The 23,817-nt window shown below is 72.5% G+C and carries 23 protein-coding genes and 1 pseudogene; 17 read left to right on the top strand and 7 right to left on the bottom strand.

Annotation, left to right across the window (positions count from 1 at the left end; translation table 11 throughout):
• Positions 1 to 187: 187 nt before the first annotated feature.
• The 5 genes from argC to JEK78_RS19845 all read left to right on the top strand — a co-directional run bounded on the left by argC (position 188) and on the right by JEK78_RS19845 (position 5,153).
• Positions 188 to 1,216 carry an N-acetyl-gamma-glutamyl-phosphate reductase gene (gene argC / locus JEK78_RS19825; protein ID WP_200261528.1) on the top strand — a complete coding sequence of 343 codons (1,029 nt, stop codon included), beginning with the start codon at positions 188 to 190 and terminating at the stop codon, positions 1,214 to 1,216.
• The gene (argJ, locus tag JEK78_RS19830) at positions 1,213 to 2,364 is read left to right on the top strand and encodes a bifunctional glutamate N-acetyltransferase/amino-acid acetyltransferase ArgJ (RefSeq protein WP_200261529.1); all 1,152 of its coding nucleotides are present in this window, start codon (positions 1,213 to 1,215) and stop codon (positions 2,362 to 2,364) included. Before argC ends, argJ begins: the two co-directional genes overlap by 4 nt.
• 104 nt (positions 2,365 to 2,468) lie before the next feature.
• Complete coding sequence (gene argB, locus JEK78_RS19835; protein WP_200261530.1) at positions 2,469 to 3,404, top strand: acetylglutamate kinase; 936 nt, start codon at positions 2,469 to 2,471, stop codon at positions 3,402 to 3,404.
• A 41-nt stretch (positions 3,405 to 3,445) separates the two neighbouring features.
• Positions 3,446 to 4,600, top strand: a complete 1,155-nt coding sequence (locus tag JEK78_RS19840) for an acetylornithine transaminase (protein WP_200264266.1) — start codon at positions 3,446 to 3,448, stop codon at positions 4,598 to 4,600.
• 7 nt (positions 4,601 to 4,607) lie between these two features.
• Positions 4,608 to 5,153: an arginine repressor gene (locus JEK78_RS19845; RefSeq protein WP_200261531.1), complete on the top strand. Its 546-nt coding sequence runs from the start codon at positions 4,608 to 4,610 to the stop codon at positions 5,151 to 5,153.
• A gap of 75 nt (positions 5,154 to 5,228) precedes the next feature.
• Here JEK78_RS19845 and JEK78_RS19850 read toward each other — a convergent pair whose 3' ends face one another.
• Genes JEK78_RS19850 through JEK78_RS19865 form a run of 4 tightly spaced genes read right to left on the bottom strand, consistent with a single transcriptional unit; the run spans position 5,229 to position 8,640 of the window.
• Positions 5,229 to 5,966 (bottom strand): FAD:protein FMN transferase, encoded by a 738-nt coding sequence (locus tag JEK78_RS19850; protein ID WP_200264267.1) that lies wholly within the window; start codon positions 5,964 to 5,966, stop codon positions 5,229 to 5,231.
• Between the two features lie 53 nt (positions 5,967 to 6,019).
• Positions 6,020 to 6,466 carry an FMN-binding protein gene (locus JEK78_RS19855; RefSeq protein WP_200261532.1) on the bottom strand — a complete coding sequence of 149 codons (447 nt, stop codon included), beginning with the start codon at positions 6,464 to 6,466 and terminating at the stop codon, positions 6,020 to 6,022.
• 24 nt (positions 6,467 to 6,490) lie between these two features.
• Positions 6,491 to 7,873: a ferredoxin reductase family protein gene (locus JEK78_RS19860; RefSeq protein WP_200261533.1), complete on the bottom strand. Its 1,383-nt coding sequence runs from the start codon at positions 7,871 to 7,873 to the stop codon at positions 6,491 to 6,493.
• Between the two features lie 59 nt (positions 7,874 to 7,932).
• Positions 7,933 to 8,640, bottom strand: coding sequence for a L,D-transpeptidase family protein (locus JEK78_RS19865; protein WP_200261534.1), 708 nt, complete (start codon positions 8,638 to 8,640; stop codon positions 7,933 to 7,935).
• Between the two features lie 306 nt (positions 8,641 to 8,946).
• On the opposite strand from JEK78_RS19865, the gene JEK78_RS19870 reads away from it, so the two are divergent.
• The 4 genes from JEK78_RS19870 to JEK78_RS19885 all read left to right on the top strand — a co-directional run bounded on the left by JEK78_RS19870 (position 8,947) and on the right by JEK78_RS19885 (position 13,831).
• On the top strand, positions 8,947 to 10,140 hold the full coding sequence (locus JEK78_RS19870; protein ID WP_200261535.1) for an argininosuccinate synthase: 1,194 nt from the start codon (positions 8,947 to 8,949) through the stop codon (positions 10,138 to 10,140).
• Between the two features lie 76 nt (positions 10,141 to 10,216).
• Entirely contained in the window at positions 10,217 to 11,644 is a 1,428-nt protein-coding gene (gene argH, locus JEK78_RS19875) for an argininosuccinate lyase (protein WP_200261536.1), read from the top strand.
• A gap of 106 nt (positions 11,645 to 11,750) precedes the next feature.
• Positions 11,751 to 12,302, top strand: a complete 552-nt coding sequence (locus JEK78_RS19880; protein ID WP_200261537.1) for a TetR/AcrR family transcriptional regulator — start codon at positions 11,751 to 11,753, stop codon at positions 12,300 to 12,302.
• On the top strand, positions 12,299 to 13,831 hold the full coding sequence (locus JEK78_RS19885) for an MFS transporter (RefSeq protein ID WP_242483151.1): 1,533 nt from the start codon (positions 12,299 to 12,301) through the stop codon (positions 13,829 to 13,831). The genes JEK78_RS19880 and JEK78_RS19885 overlap by 4 nt, the downstream gene beginning before the upstream one ends.
• Positions 13,832 to 13,905: 74 nt before the next feature.
• On the opposite strand, the gene JEK78_RS19890 is transcribed toward JEK78_RS19885, so the two are convergent.
• Entirely contained in the window at positions 13,906 to 14,580 is a 675-nt protein-coding gene (locus tag JEK78_RS19890) for a lysophospholipid acyltransferase family protein (protein WP_200261538.1), read from the bottom strand.
• Positions 14,581 to 14,784: 204 nt separating this feature from the next.
• On the opposite strand from JEK78_RS19890, the pseudogene JEK78_RS23530 reads away from it, so the two are divergent.
• The 3 genes and pseudogenes from JEK78_RS23530 to JEK78_RS19905 form a co-directional block, all read left to right on the top strand.
• Positions 14,785 to 15,039 (top strand): annotated as a pseudogene (locus JEK78_RS23530) (class I SAM-dependent methyltransferase); the annotation flags it as partial.
• 377 nt (positions 15,040 to 15,416) lie between these two features.
• Positions 15,417 to 16,586 carry a glycerophosphodiester phosphodiesterase gene (locus JEK78_RS19900; protein ID WP_200264269.1) on the top strand — a complete coding sequence of 390 codons (1,170 nt, stop codon included), beginning with the start codon at positions 15,417 to 15,419 and terminating at the stop codon, positions 16,584 to 16,586.
• 257 nt (positions 16,587 to 16,843) lie between these two features.
• Complete coding sequence (locus JEK78_RS19905) at positions 16,844 to 17,341, top strand: GNAT family N-acetyltransferase (RefSeq protein WP_200264270.1); 498 nt, start codon at positions 16,844 to 16,846, stop codon at positions 17,339 to 17,341.
• Positions 17,342 to 17,370: 29 nt separating this feature from the next.
• Here the strand turns inward: JEK78_RS19905 and JEK78_RS19910 are convergent, their stop codons facing one another.
• A complete protein-coding gene (locus tag JEK78_RS19910) occupies positions 17,371 to 17,793 on the bottom strand; it encodes a hypothetical protein (RefSeq protein WP_200261539.1) in 423 nt (140 codons plus the stop codon).
• Between the two features lies 1 nt (position 17,794).
• Positions 17,795 to 18,154 (bottom strand): hypothetical protein, encoded by a 360-nt coding sequence (locus tag JEK78_RS19915; protein ID WP_200261540.1) that lies wholly within the window; start codon positions 18,152 to 18,154, stop codon positions 17,795 to 17,797.
• A 550-nt stretch (positions 18,155 to 18,704) separates the two neighbouring features.
• On the opposite strand from JEK78_RS19915, the gene JEK78_RS19920 reads away from it, so the two are divergent.
• The 5 genes from JEK78_RS19920 to cbiE all read left to right on the top strand — a co-directional run bounded on the left by JEK78_RS19920 (position 18,705) and on the right by cbiE (position 23,480).
• Entirely contained in the window at positions 18,705 to 19,739 is a 1,035-nt protein-coding gene (locus JEK78_RS19920; RefSeq protein WP_200261541.1) for an ATP-binding cassette domain-containing protein, read from the top strand.
• The gene (locus tag JEK78_RS19925; protein WP_200261542.1) at positions 19,736 to 20,470 is read left to right on the top strand and encodes a methionine ABC transporter permease; all 735 of its coding nucleotides are present in this window, start codon (positions 19,736 to 19,738) and stop codon (positions 20,468 to 20,470) included. Before JEK78_RS19920 ends, JEK78_RS19925 begins: the two co-directional genes overlap by 4 nt.
• A 65-nt stretch (positions 20,471 to 20,535) precedes the next feature.
• Positions 20,536 to 21,363 (top strand): MetQ/NlpA family ABC transporter substrate-binding protein, encoded by an 828-nt coding sequence (locus tag JEK78_RS19930; RefSeq protein WP_200261543.1) that lies wholly within the window; start codon positions 20,536 to 20,538, stop codon positions 21,361 to 21,363.
• A 157-nt stretch (positions 21,364 to 21,520) separates the two neighbouring features.
• Positions 21,521 to 22,156 carry a GNAT family N-acetyltransferase gene (locus tag JEK78_RS19935; RefSeq protein WP_200261544.1) on the top strand — a complete coding sequence of 212 codons (636 nt, stop codon included), beginning with the start codon at positions 21,521 to 21,523 and terminating at the stop codon, positions 22,154 to 22,156.
• 109 nt (positions 22,157 to 22,265) lie between these two features.
• Complete coding sequence (cbiE, locus tag JEK78_RS19940; protein ID WP_200261545.1) at positions 22,266 to 23,480, top strand: precorrin-6y C5,15-methyltransferase (decarboxylating) subunit CbiE; 1,215 nt, start codon at positions 22,266 to 22,268, stop codon at positions 23,478 to 23,480.
• The last annotated feature ends 337 nt before the right edge of the window (positions 23,481 to 23,817 follow it).

Below are 23,817 nucleotides of genomic sequence, written 5' to 3' on the forward strand. Positions count from 1 at the left end.
GCCGCGGAGGACCAATCTTCGGAACTGATCGCAGCACAGCGTTACGGGATCAAGATCCGCCAACTAGCGCGCTCGTCCGCCAACTAAAATTCTCGGTCACAACACCCTGGGCCACGTGCCGTCGCTAGGCGTTGCATAAAACTGCAAGCATGCGTATAGTCATGCTGTCTCAGGAGGAGGGTTCCCCATGACGGTACGTGCGGCGGTCGCCGGAGCGAGCGGCTACGCGGGCGGAGAGTTGCTGCGTCTCCTGCTCGCCCACCCCGAGGTCGAGATCGGCGCGCTCACCGGCAACACCAACGCCGGGCAGCCGCTCGGCGGGCTCCAGCCGCACCTGATCCCGCTGGCTGAGAGGGTGCTGGAGCCGACCACCCCGGGCGTGCTCGCCGGTCACGACGTCGTCTTCCTGGCGCTGCCCCACGGGCAGTCCGCGGCCGTGGCCTCCGGGCTCGACGCGGCCACGCTGGTCGTCGACCTCGGTGCCGACTTCCGTCTCCGCGACGCCGGGGACTGGGAGGCCTACTACGGCTCCCCGCACGCCGGCACCTGGCCCTACGGCCTGCCCGAACTGCCGGGTGCCCGCGCGGCGCTGGCGGGCGCCAAGCGGGTCGCGGTGCCCGGTTGTTTCCCGACCGCGGTGTCCCTGGCGCTGGCGCCCGCCTACGCGGCGGGGCTGGTCCGGCCCGAGGCCGTGGTCGTCGCCTCCTCGGGCACGTCCGGCGCCGGCAAGGCGCTCAAGCCGGGTCTGCTGGGGAGCGAGGTGATGGGTTCCATGTCGCCCTACGGCGTCGGCGGCGTCCACCGCCACACCCCCGAGATGATCCAGAATCTCTCCGAGGCGGCCGGGGAGCGCGTCACGGTCTCCTTCACGCCCACCCTGGCCCCCATGTCGCGCGGCATCCTGGCGACCTGCAGTGCCGGGGCGACGAGCGGCGTCACGGCCGAGTCGCTGCGCGCGGCCTACCGTCGCGCCTACGCCGACGAGCCCTTCGTCCACCTGCTCCCCGAGGGGCGATGGCCCGCGACCGGGTCCGTCAACGGCTCCAATGCCGTCCAGGTGCAGGTCGTGCACGACGACTCGGCGGACCGCGTGGTCGCGATCTCCGCGATCGACAACCTCGCCAAGGGAACGGCGGGCGGAGCGGTCCAGAGCATGAACCTGGCCCTCGGTCTCGACGAGACCCTGGGGCTGACGACGATCGGAGTCGCGCCGTGAGTGTGACGGCCGCCAAGGGGTTCACGGCGACGGGCGTCGCCGCCGGGATCAAGGAGAGCGGCGACCTCGACCTGGCCCTCGTGGTCAACAACGGTCCTCTGCGGGCCGCGGCGGGTGTCTTCACCTCCAACCGGGTCAAGGCCGCGCCGGTCCTGTGGTCCCGGCAGGTCCTCGCCTCGGGGATGCTCTCCGCGGTCGTCCTCAACTCCGGAGGCGCCAACGCCTGCACGGGCCCGGGAGGGTTCCAGGACACCCACGCGACCGCCGAGCGGGCCGCCGACGTGCTCGATGTCGGCGCGGGCGAGATCGCCGTCTGCTCGACCGGCCTCATCGGTGTGCGCCTCCCCATGGAGCGGCTGCTCGCCGGTGTGGAGACCGCCGCGGCCAGGCTCTCCGAGCACGGCGGCGAAAGGGCCGCCCTGGCCATCAAGACCACCGACACCACGCACAAGACCGCCGTCGTCACCGGGGACGGCTGGACGGTCGGTGGCATGGCCAAGGGGGCGGGCATGCTCGCTCCCGGCCTGGCCACCATGCTCGTCGTCCTCACCACCGACGCCGACGTGTCGGCGGAGGAGCTCGACCGCGTCCTGCGGGACGCCACCAGGGTCACCTTCGACCGGGTCGACTCCGACGGGTGCATGTCCACCAACGACACGGTGCTCCTGCTCGCCTCGGGGTCCTCCGGCCGGACCCCCGTCCCCCGGGCCTTCGCCGAGGCCGTGCGGGCCGTGTGCGCCGATCTGGCCGGGCAGCTCGTCCGGGACGCGGAGGGGGCCGGCAAGGACATCCGGATCGACGTGGTGAACGCCGCCACCGAGGACGACGCCGTTCTGGTGGGCCGTGCCGTCGCCCGCAACAATCTCCTCAAGTGCGCCGTCCACGGCGAGGACCCGAACTGGGGGAGGGTCCTGTCGGCCGTCGGCACGACGACGGCCGCCTTCGAGCCCGACCGGCTGAACGTCGCCATCAACGACGTGTGGGTCTGCCGGAACGGCGGCGTCGGCGAGGACCGCGACCTGGTCGACATGCGCTACCGCGAGGTGCGCATCGTGGTCGACCTTGCCGCCGGCGACGAGTCCGCGACGATCTGGACCAACGACCTCACGGCGGACTACGTCCACGAGAACAGCGCCTACTCCACCTGACGGCCCCGGAGCCGCCCGGGGTACCCGTCCCGAGGTCCGCTCCGCCGACCTTTCCCGTCCCTCACGAGCGGCGGCCCACCGCCCATACCCTCCGAAAGACGGCCATGTCGCTTCCCCGACCGGACGAGTCCCCATCCGCCACCCGCCGACACACCGCCCTGCCCAAAGCACGCACCCTGGTCGAGGCGCTGCCCTGGCTCACCCGGCACCACGGCAAGACCGTCGTCGTCAAGTTCGGCGGCAACGCCATGGTGGACGAGGACCTCAAGGCGGCCTTCGCCCAGGACATCGTCTTCCTCCGACACGCCGGCCTGCGCCCCGTCGTCGTGCACGGCGGTGGCCCCCAGATCAGCAAGGCCCTCGAAACACACGGCATCGTCAGCGAGTTCAAGGCCGGTCTGAGAGTCACCACCGAGGAGGCCATGGACGTGGTGCGGATGGTGCTGGCCGGGCGGGTACAGCGCGAGTTGGTCGGGTTGCTGAACCGACACGGCCCGCTCGCCGTCGGCCTGACCGGCGAAGACGCGCACACGATGACCGCCACCCGGCACCGCCCCCGGGTCGACGGCGAACTCGTCGACATCGGCAGGGTCGGCGAGATCACCGAGATCGACACCGGCGCCGTCGAGGCCCTGCTCGCCGACGGCCGCATCCCGGTGGTCTCCTCCATCGCCCGCTCCCGCGACGACCACCACGTCTACAACGTCAACGCCGACACGGCCGCCGCCGCGCTCGCCGCGGCGCTGGGAGCCGAGACCCTCATGGTCCTCACCGACGTGGAGGGGCTCTACGAGAACTGGCCGAACAGCGACGAGGTGATCAGCCGTCTCACCGCCTCGCAGTTGGAACGGCTGCTGCCCGACCTGGCCAGCGGCATGGTGCCGAAGATGCGGGGGTGCCTGCACGCCGTGCGCAACGGTGTCACGACGGCCCGGGTCATCGACGGGCGCGTGGCCCACTCGATCCTGCTGGAGATCTTCACCGACGAGGGCATCGGCACCATGGTCGTGCCCGACGACCGACATGGAGGCACGGCGTGACGGCCAACCAGGAACTCACCGCCCGGTGGCGGGACGCGCTCATGGACAACTACGGCACGCCCCGGCTCGCGCTGGTGCGCGGCCTCGGGGACAGGGTCTGGGACGCCGACGGCGACGAGTACCTCGACTTCGTCGGCGGAATCGCGGTCAACGCGCTGGGCCATGCCCATCCCGCCGTCGTCTCCGCCGTCGGCCGGCAGATCGGCGAGTTGGGGCACGTGTCGAACCTGTTCGTCGCAGAGCCCGCCGTCGCCCTCGCCGAGCGACTGCTCGGGCTGTTCGAGCGTGAGGGCCGGGTGTACTTCTGCAATTCCGGGGCCGAGGCCAACGAGGCGGCCTTCAAGATCGGTCGGCTGACCGGCCGTACCCACATGGTCGCCACCTCCGGCGGCTTCCACGGACGCACCATGGGCGCCCTGGCCCTGACCGGTCAACCCGCCAAGCGGGAGCCTTTCGGCCCGCTCCCCGGCGATGTCACGCACGTCCCCTACGGCGACGCCCGGGCCCTGGCCGCGGCGGTCACCGAGGAGACGGCCCTGGTGATCATCGAACCGATCCAGGGCGAGAACGGCGTCGTCGTCCCTCCCCCCGGGTACCTCAAGGCCGCCCGGGCGATCACCGCCGCCACCGGGGCCCTGCTGGTGCTGGACGAGGTGCAGACCGGCGTCGGGCGCACCGGCCGGTGGTTCGCCTACCAGTCCCACGAGGGCGTGTTGCCCGACGTCGTCACCCTGGCCAAGGGCCTCGGCGGGGGTCTGCCGATCGGCGCCGCCGTCGCCTTCGGCCGGGCCGCCCACCTGCTCGGACCCGGTTCGCACGGCACCACCTTCGGCGGCAACCCGTTGGCCTGCGCCGCCGGCCTGGCCGTCCTCGACACCATCGAGAAGGACGGGCTGCTGGCCGAGGTCGAGCGGCTGGGGGCCCGCCTGCGGGAAGGGATCACGGCACTGGGGCACCCGTCGATCGTCGAGGTCCGCGGCGCGGGCCTGTTGCTGGGTATCGTGCTCACCGAGCCGCGGGCGCCTCGGGCGCAGCAGGCGGCCCAGGACGCCGGCTTCCTCGTGAACGTGCCCGCGCCCGACGTCGTGCGACTGATGCCGCCGCTGACGCTCGGGGACGCCGCGGTGGACGCCTTCCTGGGGGCACTTCCCGGCATCCTGGACCGAGCCGGCGCGGACGGACCGACCGGAGACTGAGACGACGATGAGCCAGGAGCAGGACCGTGAGGGCCCGGGAGGCCTCGGGCCCGCGGTGCCGCAGACCCGCACGGCGCGTCACCGACGCATCGTGGACATCCTCAACCGCAGGCCGGTGCGCTCGCAGAGCCAACTGGCCAAGGCCCTCGCCGACGACGGGCTGACCGTCACCCAGGCCACGCTCTCCCGGGACCTGGACGAGCTGAACGCGGTGAAGATCCGCAACACCGACGGCGACCTCATCTACGCCGTGCCCAGCGAGGGCGGGTTCCGCACCCCCCGAGCGCCCCTGGGAGAGTCGGCGAAGGAGGAGCGGATGCGCCGGCTCGCCGCCGAGCTGCTGATCTCGGCGGAGGCCTCCGCCAACCTCGTGGTGCTGCGTACCCCGCCGGGTGCCGCGCAGTTCCTCGCCTCCGCGATCGACCAGGCCGAGCTGCACGACATCCTGGGAACCATCGCCGGGGACGACACGCTGCTCCTCATCAGCCGTCGCCCCACGGGAGGCCAGGACCTGGCCGATCACCTGCTGCGGCTGGCGCAGAACGGCCCCTGAGGTCCCACGCGCGACACCGGGCGTCCCCCCGGGGCCCACCCTCCGGGGCGGACGCGAGTCGAGCCGGCCGCCGGCTCAGCCCAGCCAGGCGGCGAGCCCTCGCGTGCACCGTGTCTCGTCTCCCGAGGTGACCATCAGCCCCTCCACGCCGCCCAGCGAGTCCAGCCACGGCAGGCCCTCCCGCGACCCCATCGCCAAGGCCGCGGTGGCCCAGCAGTCCGCCCAGGTCAGCCGCGGGGCCACCACGGTGACCGAGACGAGGTCGGTGGCGGCCGGACGCCCGGTGCGGGGGTCGACGACGTGGGCCCCGCGCTCCGCCGTGCCGGAGGTGGCCACCGCCACGCCCTCCGTGCCGGCCGAGGAGATCACGGCGGCCAGGCCACCGGGTCGGAGGGGGTCCGCGACACCGACCCGCCAGGCTCGCCCCTCGCCCGGCGAGCCGAGCACCTGGACGTCCCCGCCTCCGTTGACGCTGACCCCGCTCGCACCCGCCGCGGCCACCCGCCGGGCCGCGCGCTCGACGGCCCAGCCCTTGACGATCCCGGTCGGATCGATCCGCCCCCCGTAGGACGCGCTGAACCAGCCGCCGCTCACCCGGGTCGCCGCGGTGGCGAGGTCCAGCACCCGCGCCACCTGGGGCGGGCACGCGCCGAGGGCCACCTCCCCCCGGGCCAGCCGACTGATCGGACTGTCGGCGCGAAAGGTGCTGAACATCGAGTCCGACCGGTGGAGTTCGGCCACCGCCTCGGCCACCGCCGCCCCGACGGTGTCGGGTTCGCCGCCGCGGACGTCGAAGGAGAAGACGGTGCCCATCGCCTCCACGGTGTGTCGGATCACCGACCCGCCCCCGACCGCGCCGACCGCCGTCAACCGGCCGCCCGGTCGAGGGCGGACTGCAGGGACTGCCGATACCCCGCGCTGGTGTAGGTGGCCCCGGACACGGCGTCGATGTCGGCGCCGCCCGCCGCCACCGCCGCGCGGTCGAGCCGGGGCACGGCGTCCGAGCTGATTCGGCCCGACTGGCCGCCCTCGGGCGCCTGGACCGCCTCGGAAGCGATGATCAGGCCGTCGCTCACGGTGATCCTCACCTGGACGGCGCCGAACCGGGTGTCGACGACGTCCCCGTCCACCGTGTCGGAGACCGCGTCACGGCCGCCCTGGGCGGACGGGGCGGCCGTCGCGGGCGGCGCCGCCTCGCCCGCCACCGCGGCACCGGGATCCGTCGTCGGTTTCAGCGACAGCAGCAGCACGATCCCGGTGACGGTCGCCGCGCCGGCCAACACCGCGCGGCGCAGGGGATGACTCTTCCTCATGGGCCCTCAGCTCCTGACTGTCGTTCACATCGCGAACGACTCGTGGTGGATGCGACGGGCCGGCACACCCGCCCCGCGCAACGCCTCGTACACCGACCGGGCGAAGCCGGGTGGTCCGCACATGAACACGTCGTGACGGTCGATGTCCGGGATCTTGCTGGTCAGGGTCTCCGCCGAGATGTCGGGGCGCTCCCCGTCCGGGCTGTTCACCGCGTACATCAGCCGGGCCCCCCGTTCGTCGGCGATCGCGGCCAGCTCGCTCCAGAGCGCCAGGTCCCGGGTGCTGTTGGCGCGGTAGAGCAGGGTGATGTCCCCGCCGGAACCCGGCAGCGTCTCGAAGAGGGCGCGCATCGGCGTGATCCCGACCCCGCCCGCCACCAGCAGCACCTTGCCGCGGCTGCGGCGCCGCGCGGTCAGCGCCCCGTAGGGTCCCTCCGCCCAGACCCGGGTGCCGGGCCTCAGCTCCCGCAGTCGCTCGCTGTGGTCGCCCATCGCCTTCACGGTGATCCTCAACGTGTCAGGCCGAGGAGGGGCCGACAGCGAGTACGGGTGCGAGCTGAACCGCATGCCCGGGGCCAGGAACCGCCAGCGGAAGAACTGCCCGGCCTCCGCCCCGATCCGGTGCAGCCGCCGCCCGCCGATCAACACCGACACGACGCCCGGCGCCTCCTCGACGACCGAGTCGACCCGGAGCCGGTGCCGCAGGTTCAGCCGCAGCGGCGTGAGGACGCGATACCAGACGACGAGCGCGGTCACCGACCCGTACAGCGCGTACCAGGCGGTGGTGGCCAGCGGCTCGACCGCGAAGTCGTAGCCTGTGGTCAGCTGGTGCCAGAAGGCCAGGAAGACCGCCGCGTAGGTCAGCAGGTGCAGGTGGTACCAGGCGTCGTAGGGGATCCTTCGGCGCACCGGGCCGGCGGAGGCCGACCCGATGACCGCCAGAAGCGCCGTGCCGACGGCGGCCTTGCCCATGTCGGGAAGTCCCTGGATCGATTCGACGGTCTGGGCGACGACGGTGCCGAGCCCTCCGCCGGCCTGGAGGGCGTACCCCCACATGGTGAGCAGGACGTGGGCGAGGGTGAGGCACAGGGTGTACCGGCCGGACATGGCGTGCCACCGGGCGACACGGTCGGAACCCACGCGGCGCTCCAGGGCGGGTACGCGGGCCATCTGCAGGACCACCAAGGCCATCAGGTAGCCGGCCAGCAGTCCGGTGATCCGGCCGGCGTTCAGGATCCGACCGGCGTCGTCGGAGATGGCGGGCGTGTTGCGCCACCACAGCCACAACACGCCCGCCGCGCCCGCCCACACGGCGAGCAGCAGGGGGACGGCCGGGGAACGTCGCGGCCGGATGCGGCGCATCGTCTGTCGTCGGGCGGCACGGCCGCCGGCGAGCGTGGTGGTCACGGTTTCCTCCGGGGGACAAGACCGTCGGCCCACGTGTACGTGCCGCGCTCCCCGGATGTTCAGTGGCGGACGATCGCGGTCGGGCCGTCCGCCGTGCCGATCGCGATGTGCGGCCGGTGCGCCGGGTCGACCCAGCCGAGGATCCTCCGCATCGCCTCGGCCGGGACCGACACGCATCCGGCGGTCGCGCCCTTCCCGTCCACGTGCAGGAAGATCCCGGCACCGCGTCCTCGCACCGGGCGGTCGTAGTTGAAGCCGACGACGAGGGCGTGGTCGTACTGAGGTCGGTAGGACGACAGGTGTTCGGCCCGGTCGGCGGCGCAGTCGGCGGCGAGCGGTTCGGTCCAGCGGTTGTAGGCGCGGGAGGTGTTGTCCTGGCACCACCAGGAGTTCTCGTGGACCGCCCGGTAGGGATGGCTCGTGCCCGGGGGCGCGGGAAGGGCGCCGAAGGCGTAGGGGAGGTCGTAGATCCCGGTGGGGGTGGTGGAGGTGCCCTGCCGGCGGGTCGTGCCCTCGGTCAGGCCGCGCGCGCCGAAGCGAGCGGGGGCCGAGCCGATCTCCCTCCACCGGCCGTCCTCCCGTTGCCACCAGGTGAGCGTGCCCGTCGTGGAAGCCGTGTCGGGGGCCACGGCGGTGAGGAGTTGCTCGCCGCCTCCGGTGTCGGCCATGCGGTCGGGGAGGAGCGGCGGGGGTTCCGCCCCCCGGGCGGGACCGACCGTGAGGGTGAGGAGGGCCACCGAGACGAGGGTGGCGCGTACGCATCGCATGGCTCGGACGGTAGCCGGCGGCGAGGGATCCGGCAGTCCTGGAAGGCGCGCGACCTTCCGAGGGCGGTGTGCGTCGTTCGGGTGAACCCCCCGGGCGGTCGGCCCGGACGGCCCGAGGCCCGGGCCTCGAAGGTGCTCGTCGGTCGGAGAGTGGGCCGGGGGAGTGGCGTGACCGCTTCGTCGCGCGTGGATCGCCGTTCGCCGGCGGACGGGGCCTCCGTGACGCCCTGGGCGCCTCGATTGACGAATCATGCGGAAGCCTGCATACTCATGCATGTCAAGTGATTGCACTGTGAGGAGAAGCCCGTGACCGAGCGCGTCGTACTCGCCTACTCCGGCGGTCTGGACACCTCCGTCGCCATCGGCTGGATCGCCGAGGAGACGGGCGCCGAGGTCATCGCCGTCGCCGTCGATGTCGGCCAGGGCGGCGAGGACCTGGACGTCATCCGCAAGCGCGCGCTCTCCTGTGGTGCGGTGGAGGCGGAGGTCGCGGACGCCAGGGACGAGTTCGCCGAGGAGTACTGCCTTCCGGCGATCAAGGCCAACGCCCTCTACATGGACCGCTACCCGCTGGTCTCCGCGCTGTCGCGGCCGACGATCGTCAAGCACCTGGTGGCCGCCGCGCGCAAGCACGGAGCCGACACCGTCGCGCACGGGTGCACCGGCAAGGGCAACGACCAGGTCCGGTTCGAGGCGGGCATCGTGGCTCTCGCCCCCGACCTGCGGTGTGTCGCCCCGGTACGGGACTACGCCATGACGCGGGACAAGGCCATCGCTTTCTGCGAGCAGAAGGGCCTGCCGATCGCGACGACCAAGAAGTCCCCGTACTCCATCGACCAGAACGTCTTCGGCCGGGCCATCGAGACCGGCTTCCTCGAGGACATCTGGAACGCCCCGATCGAGGACATCTACGAGTACACCCGGAACCCGGCCGAGTCCCGGGAGCCGGACGAGGTCGTGGTGAGCTTCGAGGCGGGCGTCCCGGTCGCCGTCGACGGCAAGCCGGTCACCGTGCTCCAGGCCGTCCAGCAGCTGAACGAGCGGGCGGGCGCCCAGGGCATCGGCCGCATCGACATGGTCGAGGACCGCCTGGTCGGCATCAAGTCCCGGGAGGTGTACGAGGCTCCCGGCGCCATGGCGCTGATCACCGCGCACCAGGAGTTGGAGAACGTCACCGTCGAGCGGGAGCTGGCCCGGTACAAGCGCGGTGTCGAGCAGCGCTGGAGCGAACTGGTCTACGACGGCCTGTGGTTCTCGCCGCTCAAGCGGGCCCTGGACGGATTCGTGGAGGAGGCCAACCGGCACGTCACCGGAGACGTCCGGATGACCCTGCACGGCGGTCGCGCGGTGGTCACCGGGCGGCGCTCGGAGAAGTCGCTGTACGACTTCAACCTCGCCACCTACGACACCGGCGACACCTACGACCAGTCGGCGGCCAAGGGTTTCATCGACATCTACGCTCTGTCCTCGAAGATCGCCGCCAAGCGCGACCTGGCCTAGCCGCCCCGCCTCCCCCGTCCCGGCGGGGAGGCGGCGCCACCGTCCCGGACCCCGGAATCGACAAGGAGCACAGCAGGTGAGCAACGACAGCGGTGACGTCCGGCTCTGGGGCGGGCGGTTCGCCGACGGCCCCGCCGAGGCGCTGGCGAAGCTGTCCGCGTCCGTCCACTTCGACTGGCGGCTCGCGCCGTACGACATCGCCGGGTCCCGCGCCCACGCCCGCGTGTTGCGCGCGGCAGGTCTGCTCACCGCCGACGAGCTGACCGGCATGCTCGCGGGCCTCGACCGGCTGGAGGCGGACGTGGCGTCGGGGGCCTTCCTCGGCACGGTCGCCGACGAGGACGTGCACACCGCCCTGGAGCGGGGCCTCCTGGAGCGGGTCGGCCCCGACCTCGGGGGCAAGCTTCGGGCCGGGCGCTCCCGGAACGACCAGGTCGCGACCCTGTTTCGGATGTACCTGCGGGACCACGCCCGGATCCTGGGCGGGCTCGTCGCCGACCTCCAGCAGACTCTGATCGGTCTCGCCGAGGCCCATCCGGACGTGGCCATGCCGGGCCGCACACACCTGCAACACGCCCAGCCGGTGCTCTTCGCGCACCACGTCCTCGCGCACGTCCAGGCTCTGTCCCGGGACGCCGAGCGGCTGCGCCAGTGGGACCACCGCACGGCGGTGTCGCCCTACGGCTCCGGGGCGCTCGCCGGTTCCTCCTTCGGCCTGGACCCCGAGGCCGTCGCCGAGGAGCTGGGCTTCGAGCGGGGCAGTTCGGGCAACTCCATCGACGGCACGGCCTCCCGGGACTTCGCCGCGGAGTTCGCCTTCGTGACCGCGATGATCGGGTTGGATCTCTCCCGTCTCGCCGAGGAGATCATCATCTGGAACACGAGGGAGTTCTCCTTCGTGACGCTCCACGATGCCTTCTCCACCGGCTCGTCGATCATGCCGCAGAAGAAGAATCCCGACATCGCCGAGCTGGCCCGGGGCAAGTCGGGGCGCCTGATCGGCAACCTCACGGGGCTGCTGGCCACGCTCAAGGCGCTCCCGCTCGCCTACAACCGCGATCTCCAGGAGGACAAGGAGCCGGTCTTCGACTCCGTCGACCAACTGGAGATCCTGCTCCCGGCCTTCACGGGGATGATGGCGACCCTCACCGTGCACCGGGAGCGTATGGAGGAGCTGGCGCCGGCCGGGTTCTCGCTCGCCACGGACATCGCCGACTGGCTGGTCCGCGACGGCGTGCCCTTCCGCGTCGCGCACGAGGTGGCCGGGGAATGCGTCAAGCTCGCCGAGTCCGAGGGGAAGGAGCTGGACCAGCTCACCGACGCGCAGTTCGCGGCGATCTCCCCCCGACTGACCCCCGAGGTCCGCTCCGTTCTCGACGTCCACGGTGCCATCGCCTCCCGCGGCGCTCGGGGAGGTACCGCGCCGAGCGCGGTGGCCGCCCAACTCGCCGAGGTCACGGCGGACCTGGCCGTTCAGCGGGACTGGGTGGACGCCGGGCGGTGACCCGGTCGCGCGGTCTCCCGTCGGCGACCTCCCGACGGGACGCCGCGCATGAGTCACACATGACCCAAATGAGACTTTCATGTGTCATATGGGCTATCGTCGTCCCATGGCCGTCGACCGTGACCACGTACTGCGCACCTCCGCCGCGCTCCTCTCCAGAAAGCCCACCGCGACGATGGACGAGGTGGCACGGGCCGCGGGGACCAGCCGCGCCACCCTCCACCGCCACTTCGCCGGACGTGACGCGCTCGTACGGGCCTTGGAGGAGCGGGGTATCGCCGAATGCGAGGCGGCGCTCGCGGCGGCCCGCCCCGACGAGGGCCCGGCGGCCGACGCGGTGCGTCGCCTCGTGCGCGAGATCGAGCCCGCCGCCGGACTGCTGGCCTTCCTCTACAGCGAGAACCAGCTCTACGAAGGCGAGGCTCAGAACGCGGGCTGGGCCCGCATGGACGCCCGACTGGCCGCCCTGTTCCGCCGAGGCCAGGAGAGCGGCGAGTTCCGGATCGAACTCACCCCGGTCTGGCTGACCGAGGCGTTGTACGGGCTGCTCGCCTCGGGAGCGTGGGCCGTCGCGGAGGGACGGGTCGCGCCCAAGGACTTCGTGCCCATGGTCACCGAGCTGCTGCTCGGCGGAGTCCGCCGCGGAGCGACCCCTTGAGCGGCGTCCTGCGGGCCGAACCGGCCGATCGGGGCGAACGCACCGCGCCCCCCGGCCGCTGGCCCGCGCTCGGCGTACTCGCCCTGGCCGTCCTGCTGGTGGCGGTCGACGCGACCGTCCTCGGCCTCGCCACCCCCTACATCAGCGAGGACCTGGCACCGTCCGCCACCCAACTGCTGTGGATCGGCGACGTCTACTCCTTCGTGATCGCCGGGCTGCTCGTCTCCATGGGCGGCCTCGGAGACCGCGTGGGCCGCAAACGCGTCCTCCTGGTCGGCGCCACCGCCTTCGGCGCGGTCTCGGTGCTCAACGCCTACGCGCACACGCCCGAGATGATGATCGCGGCCCGAGCCCTGCTCGGCGTGGCCGGAGCGACCCTCATGCCGGCCACGCTGGCCCTGATCCGCACCCTCTTCGACGACCCGCGCGAGCGCAGTCTCGCCATCGGCGTCTGGGGCGCCGCGGCGTCCGCCGGAACGGCCGTCGGCCCGATCGTCGGCGGCTTCCTGTTGGAGCACTTCTGGTGGGGGTCGGTCTTCCTGATCAACCTGCCGGTGATGGCCGTCCTGGTCCTGGTGGGCGGGCGACTGCTCCCCGAGTCACGCGACCCCGCCCCCGGCCCGTGGGACATGACCGGGGTGGCCTTGTCGCTGCTCGGCATGGTCGGCGTGGTGTACGCGGTCAAGGAGACCGCCGCGCACGGATGGGCCTGGCCCACCTCGCTCGCGGGCCTGCTGGGGGCCGCCGCCCTGTACGGCTTCGTGCGACGCCAGCTCACCCTGGCGGTCCCCCTGCTCGACATGCGCCTGTTCCGCGACCGCGGGTTCAGCGCCGCCGTCCTGGCCGACCTGCTGACCATCCTCGGTCTGTCCGGTCTGATCTTCTTCCTCTCCCAGTACCTGCAACTGGTACAAGGCAGAGGCCCGCTGGAGGCCGGACTGGCCGAGCTGCCGGCGGCGGCGGGAGCGGTGGCGGCCGGACTGGTCGCCGGACGGGCGGCCCGGCGCTTCTCGGTCCGATCGGTGGTCTCCGGGGGACTCGCCGCGGTGGGCCTCGCGCTCGCCGTCCTCACCTTCGTCGGCCAAGACACCGCCTACCCCATGCTCGGGGCCGTCCTCCTGGTCGTCGGCGTCGGCGCCGGGCTCTCCTTCACCGTCACCTCCGACGTCATCCTCTCCGGTGTTCCGGAGGAGAAGGCGGGCGCCGCCTCCGCGGTCTCCGAGACGGCCTACGAGTTGGGAGCCGCCTTGGGCATCGCCCTGCTCGGCTCCCTCGTGACCCGCGCCTACCGGGACTTCACCGGACCGCCGGGCACCCCGGACTCCGCGCACGACTCGCTGGGAGCCGCCGTCGAGGCGGCGTCCCACCTGCCCGCCGCTCGGGCGGCGGACCTGTTGGACGCGGCCCGGGGCGCGTTCGTCGAGGGATTGACCCTGGCCACCGGCGCCGGCGCCGCGGTGCTGATCGCCGCGTCCCTGGCCGCCTGGTTCCTCCTCGGCGGCCAGCGACTGGAGGACGGCGCCCGCTGACCGCCCCCGCGGAGACGGCCATCCACCCTCCCGGTCCGGACCCCCTACGGGGCGCGCGGTCCAGTCCGGAGGCCCTACGCGGCCTTCCGCGCCTTGGTGGCGTACATGTCCACGTACTCCTGCCCCGAGAGGCGCATGACCTCGGCCATGACGGAATCCGTCACCGCGCGCAGCACGTAGCGGTCCCGGTCCATCCCCTCGTACCGGGAGAACTCCATCGGCTGGCCGAAGCGGACGGTGACCCGCCCCGGGCGCGGAAGGCCCCTCCCTCCCGGCTGGACCTTGTCGGTGCCGACCATGGCGAACGGCACGACCGGCGCGCCGGTCATCAGCGTCAGTCGGGCGATCCCGGTGCGGCCGCGGTACAGGCGACCGTCGGGGGATCGGGTGCCCTCGGGGTAGATGCCGAACACCCGCCCCTCCCTCAGCACGCGACGGCCGGTCATGAGCGCCGCCACACCGCCGCCCGCGCCGTCCCGATCGACCGGGATCATGCCGACGCCGGTGAAGAACCAGGCCATCGCCCGCCCTTTGAGGCCCTTCCCGGTGACGTACTCGTCCTTGCCGATGAAGACCACCTGACGGCGTGTGACCAGCGGAAGGACGACGGAGTCGATGAAGGTCAGGTGGTTCCCGGCCAGGATCACCGGGCCGTCCGCGGGGATGTGCTCCACGCCCTCCACTCTCGGCCGGAACATCAGGCGCGTGATCGGACCGAGCACTGCCTTGATGAGCGCGAAACGGGACACGGGCCCTCCGATGCTGGTACGACACGGTGCGAGTGAGGACACTACTCCCGACCACTGACCGGGCGCACGCCGGGTCACCGGCCTCTCACCGGGCGTCGACGGGCCGCGCCGGCGCCTGCCTTCGTCGGTGACGGTCGTGGAGGACGCGACCGGACGGCACCTCGCGTCGTTCGTCGTCCGGACCCGCCCCTTCGAGGCGCCGCCGGCACCGGGTCGCTCTCCGAACTGATCGCGGCGGCCGGGCACCGGGTGACCGGGGTGGACTTGGCACCGCGGATGGTCGAGGCCGCCCGTGCCAAGCTGACGACCGCCGGTCTCGCGGGCCGTTTCCTGGTCGGGGACGCCGTCGCGCCGCCCACCGGGCAGGAGGAGTTCGACATCCTGCTCTGCCGTCACCTGGTGTGGACCTTGCCCGACCCGTATACGGCCCTGCGTGCGTGGACGGGGTGCCTGCGCCCGTCCACCACGAATATGACCGCAGGTCGCGCAGCCTGCTCCCCGCGCCCGCGGGGATCGCCCCCGCCTTGGGACGGCCCCCGCTTCACAGGTGGCCTGCTCCCGGAGCGGGGTCGACCGGGACCCCTGCGGCTGGTCTCGATCGACAGGCCGTCCATTCACGCGCCGGCCAAGGGGCCTGTGCGCCAACCGCTCGCCGGTCTGGGGCCTCGGCCGGGAAACCGCCGGCGGCGGCACGGTGCGGCCGGGCGGTGTGACGGGCGGTCCGGACCGCTCCGGCGGGAGATCCGTCGTCAAGGCGTCGGTGTCCCGTTACCCGTGCGTCACCTCGGCGTCCGTAGGATCGCCCCGCCATGGACGAGACGGTGTGGAGGCTACGTATGGGAACGCGCGGGACGGACGAGCGACCGGGTGTGGCGGGGCGGCGCGCCCTGCTCGGGGCGGCGATGCTGGGTGCGGGCGGGGCCGTGCTCGGTCTGCCGGGCACGGCCGCGGCGGCGGGTGCCCGTACCAGCGGCGGGCGGGGCCTGGACGGGCTGCCGACCCCGGCGATCATCGGCCACCGCGGTGCGAGCGGCTACCGACCCGAGCACACCATCGCCGCCTACCAACTGGCCCTGGACCTGGGCGCCGACATCGTCGAGGCGGGCGACCTCGTGCCCACAGCGGACGGTCACCTGGTCTGTCGTCACGAACCGGAGATCGGCGGGACCACCGACGTCGCCGACCACCCCGAGTTCGCGGACCGTCGGTGCACGAAGACGCTCGACGGCGAGTCCGTCACCGGTTGGTTCACCGAGGACTTCACACTCGCGGAGCTGAAGACGCTCCGCGCGACCGAGCGCATCCCGACCAACCGCCCGCACAACACGCTCTACGACGGCCGTTGGGAGATCCCCACCTTCGAGGAGGTGTTGCGCTGGCAGGACGAGCAGACCCGGATCCGGGGCAGGCAAGTGTGGATCTATCCGGAGTTGAAGCACCCCACCTACTTCCGCGGGCTCGGTCTCGATATGGAGGAACTCGTCGCACGGGTGCTCCGCCGCCACCGGCGGGACCGGCGCGACTCGCCGGTGATCCTGCAGTCCTTCGAGCCCACCAGCATCGAGAGGATGAGCGCCCTGGTGGACACCCCGTCGGTCGTGCTGTTGTGGACGGCGGACAGTCGCCCCTGGGACTTCGAGGAGTCCGGCGATCCGCGCACCGTCGCCGATCTCGTCACGCCCGAGGGGCTGGCCGAGATCGCCTCCTACGCCCGCGGCATCGGCCCGACGCTCGACCTGGTCATCCCCCGTGACTCGGCGGGGCGGCTGACCCGGCCCACCACGCTGGTGCGCGACGCCCACCGGGCGGGCCTGATCCTGCACCCCTACACCGTGCGCAACGAGAACCCCTTCCTCCCCGCCGACTTCCGCGAGGGCGACGCCCCCGACGGCTACGGAGACGTCTTCGGTGCCTACCGCGCGTACTTCGCCACCGGGATCGACGGTGTCTTCACCGACCAGCCGGACACCGGGGTGCTGGCCCGGGAGGACTTCGCGAACCGCTGAGTCGCCGGTGGGTCGCGCGGACGGGGCGGGTGCTCTCTCCTTCCCGTCCGCTCGACTCGGGGGATCGGCCGGGCGGGGGCGGTATGGCAGCGAAGGGCGGGGGAGTTGGGTATCTCACAGCGGCGCCTGGGGGTGGAATGCGTGTGATGTCCGAGATGCGCCCGTCGTCCGAGCGTGCCGGAGGTTGCGGCCGGTCGACGGCGGGGATAGGAGTGGGGGTGACCATAGCTGATCAGGTGAGCGGGAGGCATGCGCACATGGGCATGAGTGTGACCATCTCGGCGGCGAACCCCGAGGACGCGGAGCACATCTTCCGGCTGCAGTACCTCTGCTTCCAGGGTGAGGCCGAGCGCTACGGCAACTACCGCATCGATCCGCTGGTCCAGACGCTCGAATCGGTGCGCGCGGAGGTCGCCGCGGACTGTGTGTTCGTCGCGCGCCTCGGCGACGAGGTCGTCGGTTCGGTTCGCGGTCGTACGGACGAGGACGGCGCCGCCGCCATCGGCAAGCTGTGCGTCCACCCCCGACTTCAGGGGCATGGCATCGGCGCGCGACTGCTGCGCGCCGCGGAGTCCGAGCTGTCCGGGCGGCGCGGCGCCACCCGCTTCCGACTGCTCACCGGCAGTCGGGGCGAGCGTGGTCGGGGCCTTTACCGGCGGGTCGGTTACGAGGTGGTGGGAACCGCCCGAGGCGCGGACGGCGTCGAGATGGTCGTCCTGGAGAAGAGCGCGGGAGACTACGCCGCCACGGCCTGAGTCCCCGTGGCGCGGCGTCCTCGGGCCCGTCAGGAGCGTCGGGCCCTACGCAGCCAGTGGAGCGCGGTCAAGGGCAGCAGCAGAGGGATGAACAGATATCCCCTTCCGTACTCCGACCACACCGTCGCGTCCGGGAAGGCCGACGGATCCACCACCGTCCAGGTGCCGACGACCAGGACGCCGACCAGTTCGGCCGCACAGCAGGCCACCGCCGCCCGGCGGGCCCGCTCGCCACCACGCAGCAGCGTGTACGTGATGAAGCCGTAGACGACTCCGGCGACCGCCGAGAGCACGTAGGCGAGCGGAGCGCGATCGAACTCGGTGGCGAGTTGGTAGACGGATCGCGACACCGCGCCCACCACCATCACCCCGTACAGCCAGACCACGAGCACTCCGGGTCCCGCCACGAGGCGCCCCGCGTCCGCGTCTTCGGTCCGATCCGGCGTGGCCACCTCAGCCTCCCCAGATGTCGTGGAGGCGGACCTCCAGCACGGCCAGCACGAAACCGCCGGCAGCCACCGTCGCCGACCCCCAGCGGGTGCGCTCGGCCAGCGACAGCAACCCGGCCGCCGGCACGCAGGCGAGTGCGCCCAACAGGTACGCCACGAAGATCGTCGTCCCCTGCTCGGCCTGTCGACCCCGGGCGAGTTCCACCACGCCGACCACCAACTGCGCCAAGGCCAGCACGGTGACCACCGCCATGCCGATGAAGTGCCAGTCCTTGGTCGGCTGGTCGCGGTAGGCGGCCCAGCCGCACCAGGCGGCGAGCGACAGGGCGGCGACCCCGACCGTCACCATCAGCACAGCAAGCATGCCGGGGAGCCTATTACGGTCCGCGCGGGTGGCCGGAGGCGGCCCCTCGGGCCCGAGCCGCGCGTGGCATCCGTCACATCCGTGCTCGCCCCGGGCCGCGCCCCGGGTGCCTCGCGGGCCCGGCGCCGCCGGCCGAGGCGGGGAATCACGGGCGAGGACGGCCCTCGTGGGCCGGAAGCCGTCGATCGGCGCGCCGTCTTCGAGCTGTCCGGCATCCGGACGGCTTTGTCCGTTCGGGGGTACATGTCTGCTTTACTGGCCGCATGAGCACGACGAGCGACCGCACCCCCGCGACCGAGGCGATTCCGACGCCCGGTGTCCTTCGCGGCCGCGCCCGTCGAATGTGCGCCTGTTAGAGGGCCCCCGCATCGCCTGAGCCTCGCGCCCCGAAGCGAGCCGTCCTTCTCCACGCCTCCGCGCGCGACCCCAGCCCGGCCTCGTGGCCTCTCGCGTCGGCGTCACTCCCGCCCGCGGGCGTACCGCATCTCGTCCCCCGAACACACCCGTGCACGGGCTCGTGCCCGCGCACTCGACAGCGACGGAAATCCACGTGATCACCACCACGGGCCTCACCAAGGTCTACCGATCGCGCGGCCGTGAGGTCACCGCCCTCGCCGGTGTCGACCTGCACGTCCGCGAAGGCGAGGTGTTCGGCGTCATCGGCCAGTCCGGCGCCGGCAAGTCCTCGCTCATCCGCTGCGTCAACCTCCTGGAGCGCCCCACGTCCGGAACGGTCACCGTGGCCGGCAGGGACCTCACGGCCCTCGCCGGGCGTGGCCCCCGGGCCGGCCGCGAACTGCGCCGGGCGCGCGGCCGTATCGGCATGGTCTTCCAGCACTTCAACCTGCTGTCGTCGCGGACCGTACAGGAGAACGTCGAGCTTCCCCTGGAGATCCTGGGCGTCTCCGGACGGGAGAGGTCCCGCAGGGCCCTGGAACTGCTCGACCTGGTGGGCCTCGTGGACAAGGCGTCCGGGTACCCCGCACAGCTCTCCGGCGGACAGAAACAACGCGTCGGCATCGCGCGCGCCCTGGCGGGCGAACCCGACGTGCTCCTCTCCGACGAGGCGACCAGCGCGCTGGACCCCGAGACCACCCGATCCGTGCTGGAGCTGTTGCGCGACCTGAATCGGCGACTCGGGCTCACCGTGCTGTTGATCACCCACGAGATGGACGTGGTCAAGAGCGTCTGCGACTCGGCGGCGCTGATGGCCGAGGGGCGGATCGTCGAGTCCGGCACCGTCGCCGACCTGATGGCGACCCCGGGTTCCGAACTGGCCGCCGCGCTCTTCCCGGTGAGCGGTGAAGCCTCCTCCGACGAACGCACCGTCCTCGACGTCACCTTCCGCGGCGACTCCGCCGCGCAGCCGGTCATCTCCCGATTGGCGCGCACCTACAACATCGACATCTCCATCCTGGGCGCGGCCGTCGACACGGTCGCCGGTCTTCAGATCGGGCGCATGCGCATCGAACTGCCCGGCCGGTACACGGAGAACGTCGTCCCCGTCGGCTTCCTGCGGGAGCAGGGCCTCCAGGTGGACCCCGTGCACGGTGCCCCCGAGCCGGCTCTCGGGGGTGCCCGGTGACCTGGAGCGAGATGCAACCGCTGCTGACACAGGCCGGCGTGGAGACGCTGATCATGGTCGGCTGGTCCACGCTCGTCGCCGTCGTGGTCGGGCTGCCCGTCGGTGTCCTGCTCGTGCTGACGGGCCCGGGCGGACTGTTGCGCGTCCCCTTGGCCCATCGGGTGCTCGGACAACTCGTGAACGTCGGCAGGTCGATGCCGTTCATCATCCTGATGGTCGCCCTGATGGGCTTCACCCGCTGGCTCACCGGCACGACCATCGGCAGCACGGCCGCCATCGTGCCGCTCGCCATCGGTGGCATCCCCTTCTTCGCCCGGCTGGTCGAGACGGCCGTCGGCGAGGTGGACCACGGGCTGGTGGAGGCCGTCCAGTCGATGGGCGCCGGTACCTGGAGCGTGGTCCGCAAGGTCCTCGTCCCCGAGGCACTGCCCTCCCTCGTCGCCGCCACGACGACCACCGTCGTCGCCCTGATCGGCTACTCCGCCATGGCCGGCGCCGTGGGCGGCGGCGGCCTGGGCGACCTCGCCGTCCGCTACGGGTACCAGCGCTTCGAGACCGGGCTCATGTGGGTGACCGTCGCGATCCTCGCGGTCGCCATCTCCCTCGTCCAGTACGCCGGCGACCGGACCGCTCGCTCCCTCCGGGCCCGCGCCGCGCGCCCGAGCCCCCGGGTCGGACGGCGACGGGGGCGCCTCGTGTCCGTCGCGGGGGACGCCGACCCGATTCCCTGAACGCCCCCCAAGATCCCGCGGCATCCTCAACCAGGCCGCGCCCCACACCGGAAAGGGCACTTTTCGTGCGCCACACCACCAAGATCACCACGTCCGTCCTCGCCGCGGCGACCCTGGCCCTCGCGCTCACCGCCTGCGGAGCCGATCAGGACCCCACCACCGACACCTCCGGAGCGCTGGTCGTCGCCGCGAGCCCGGCGCCGCACGCCGAGATCCTCGACTTCGTCCGGGACAACCTCGCGAGCGAGGCGGGACTCGACCTGGAGGTCAAGGAGGTGACGGACTACGTCACCCCGAACACGGCCACCGAGGACGGTTCCGTCGACGCCAACTTCTTCCAGACCCGGCCCTATCTCGACGACTTCAACGAGAAGAACGGCACCCACATAGTCCCCGTGGTCGACGTCCACCTGGAGCCGCAAGGTCTGTACTCCAACACGGTGGAGAGCACAGCCGACCTGGACGAGGGCGCGACCGTCGCCATCCCCAACGACACCGTCAACGAGGGCCGGGCCCTGCACCTGCTCGCCGACGCCGGACTCATCACGCTCGCGGAGGAAGCGGGCACCGACGCCACCCCGTCGGACGTCGCCGACAACCCCAGGAAGCTCCGCTTCGAGGAACTGGAGGCCGCCTCGGTGCCGCGCTCCCTCGACGACGTCGACGCCGCCGTCGTCAACGGCAACTACGCCCTGGACGCCGACCTCACGCCGACCGAGGACGCGCTCTTCCTGGAGTCCGCCGAGGGCAACCCCCACACCAACCTCCTCGCCGTCAAGGAAGGCCGGGAGGACGACCCCCGAGTGGTGAAGCTCGCCGAACTGCTGACCTCCGAGGAGGTCCGCGGGTTCATCGCCGACCACTACGCCGGGGCCGTTATCCCCGCCTTCTGACCGCCCACGCGGGCACCCGCGGGGTCCGTGCCCACCACGGCGCGGACCCCGTGGTGCGTGGCGGTGGTTTCATGCTGCATGCTGGGCAGTTCAGCAGCGCCCGACGGTGTCGACCCCCTCGGGTGCCGACGAGTACCGACGGTATACGGAGCGGCGCATGACGAGCACCCTGCCCGACATCTCCATCAGCACGGAGCGGTTGGTGCTGCGCCCCCTCGACGAGGACGACGTGCCGGCGCTGACCGCGATGATGAACGACGAGCAGGTCACCACCTGGACAGACGTCCCGCGCCCCTTCACCGAGCGGAACGCCCGGACGTGGATCGGCGACGACGCCCCCGCCCTGCGGGCCTCCGGTCGGGGACTCGACCTCGGCGTGGCCGAGTTCCTCACCCAGCGGTTGGTCGGGATCGTCCGCCTGGGGCACGTCGACTGGCGGACCCGCTCCACCGAGCTGGGATACATCGTCGCCCCCTGGGCGCGAGGCGAGGGCTACGCGGCCGAGGCCGCCCTGGCCACAGCCCGATGGCTGTTCCAGGGCCAACGCTTCGAACGCGTCGAACTGCGCACCGCGGCCGGCAACACCGCCTCCCAGCAGGTCGCGCAGAAGATCGGGTGCGTCAGCGAAGGGGTCCTGCGCAACGCCTGTCTGGCACACGCCCGCGCCGAGGACGGCACCTGGAGCGAGTTGCGCACCGACTTCATCGTCTGGAGCCTGCTGCCGGAGGACCTGGACGGGGCGGCCGACCGACCGGTGGAGACCGACTTCGTCTCGTACGGCGACTGGAACTGACGAGGCGGGCGGCGCCCCTCGAACACACGCCGCCCGCACCGGGTACGCTCACCGTGCCGCCCTACCCGAAGGCGCCGACCACCGGCGAGGATCCTGGAGGCTGACGACGATGGCCGACCGGGTCACGGTGATCGGCTGGGACGGTTCGCCGTTGACCGCCTCGGCACGTTCCGCGCTGACCGCCGCCTCCCTCGTGGCCGGCGCGCCGCACCACCTGGCGCTCCCCGAGGTACCGGCCGGCGCGGAACGGGTCCCCCTGGGCAGTGCCACCCTCGCCGCCCGCAGGATCGCCCGGCACCGGGGCTCCGCCGTGGTCCTCGCCGACGGCGACCCCGGATTCTTCGGTGTCGTTCGAGCCCTGCGCGCACCCGAGTTCGGCCTGGAGGTCGAGGTCGTACCGGCCGTGTCGTCCGTCGCCGCCGCCTTCGCGCGGGCCGGCATGCCCTGGGACGACGCGCAGGTCACCGTCGCCCACCCGCGCACGCTGCGCCGGGCGGTCAACGTGTGCCGGGCACACCCCAAGGTCGCCGTCCTCACCACTCCGGGTGCCGGCCCCGCCGAACTCGGACTCCTCCTGGAGGGCGTCCACCGGACCTTCGTGATCTGCGAGGAACTCGGCACCGACCGCGAACGGGTCAGTGTCGTCACCTCCGACCGGGCCGCCGATCACACCTGGCGCGATCCCAACGTCGTCGTCGTGGTGGGCGGGTCGGTCGCCCCCGCCGCAACCGGCGCCTCCTGGATCGCCGGTCGTGACCCCGCCGTCGGCCCACGCGGCTGGACTCTCCCAGGCGAGGTCCACGGCGCTGATCCCGGAGAAGGGGAGACCGAGGTGCTCAGGACAGCTCAACTGGCCCGACTCGGGCCCCGCACCGGCGACCTGGTCTGGGACATCGGGTGTGGCACGGGAGCCTTCACGGTGGAGGCGGCCCGCGCGGGCGCGGCCGTCATCGCCGTCGACCGGTCCGCCGAGGCGTGCCGGCGGACCGCAGCCGCTGCGCGGGAGCGGGGCGTCCTCATCCAGGTCGTGCGGGGTGCCGCGCCCCACGTGTTGGAGGGGCTTCCCGAACCCGACGTCGTCCGGGTCGCGGGCGGGGGAGCGGGGGTGGTCTCGGCGGTCGCGGACCGCCGCCCCCAGCGGGTCGTGGCGCACGCCGTCACCCGCGACGGGGCGGAGGCGATCGGTCGCACGTTGGCCGAGCACGGCTACCGCGTCGCCTGCGAACTGCTCCAGTCCGTCGCCCTCGACACACGGGACTGGACGGAGGCGCGACGGAGCGTCGCGTTTCTGCTCTGCGGAGCCCTGCCTGCTCGTGCCCGATGATCCGGTCACCGCTGTCGGCGCGGTAGGCTGACCGATCGTCGTACCGCACTGCGCCGCGCGGTGTTCCTCGGCCGAGCGCCGCAGGACACCACCTCGTTTCGGCCGGTGCGGTAGGGCGGAACCCGGGGCGCGCGCAGGAGCACGCTCCCCGACGGGCCGACGCGGCCGAACCCCGCGGCGGACCGATGACCGCGAGAACGCCGCTCGACGAGGGCTCGTCCGCCTCTGCCGCGGGCGGTCGTGCCACCGGGCACGCGCGCTCGTTCTCCACCACGGAGGCGTCGGCGAGCCGTTCCGGCGAGCCGGTCGCGGCGGCACCGATCGATGGACGAGGGGT

The organism is Streptomyces sp. HSG2 (genome assembly GCF_016598575.1).
Classification (GTDB): Bacteria; Actinomycetota; Actinomycetes; order Streptomycetales; family Streptomycetaceae; genus Streptomyces.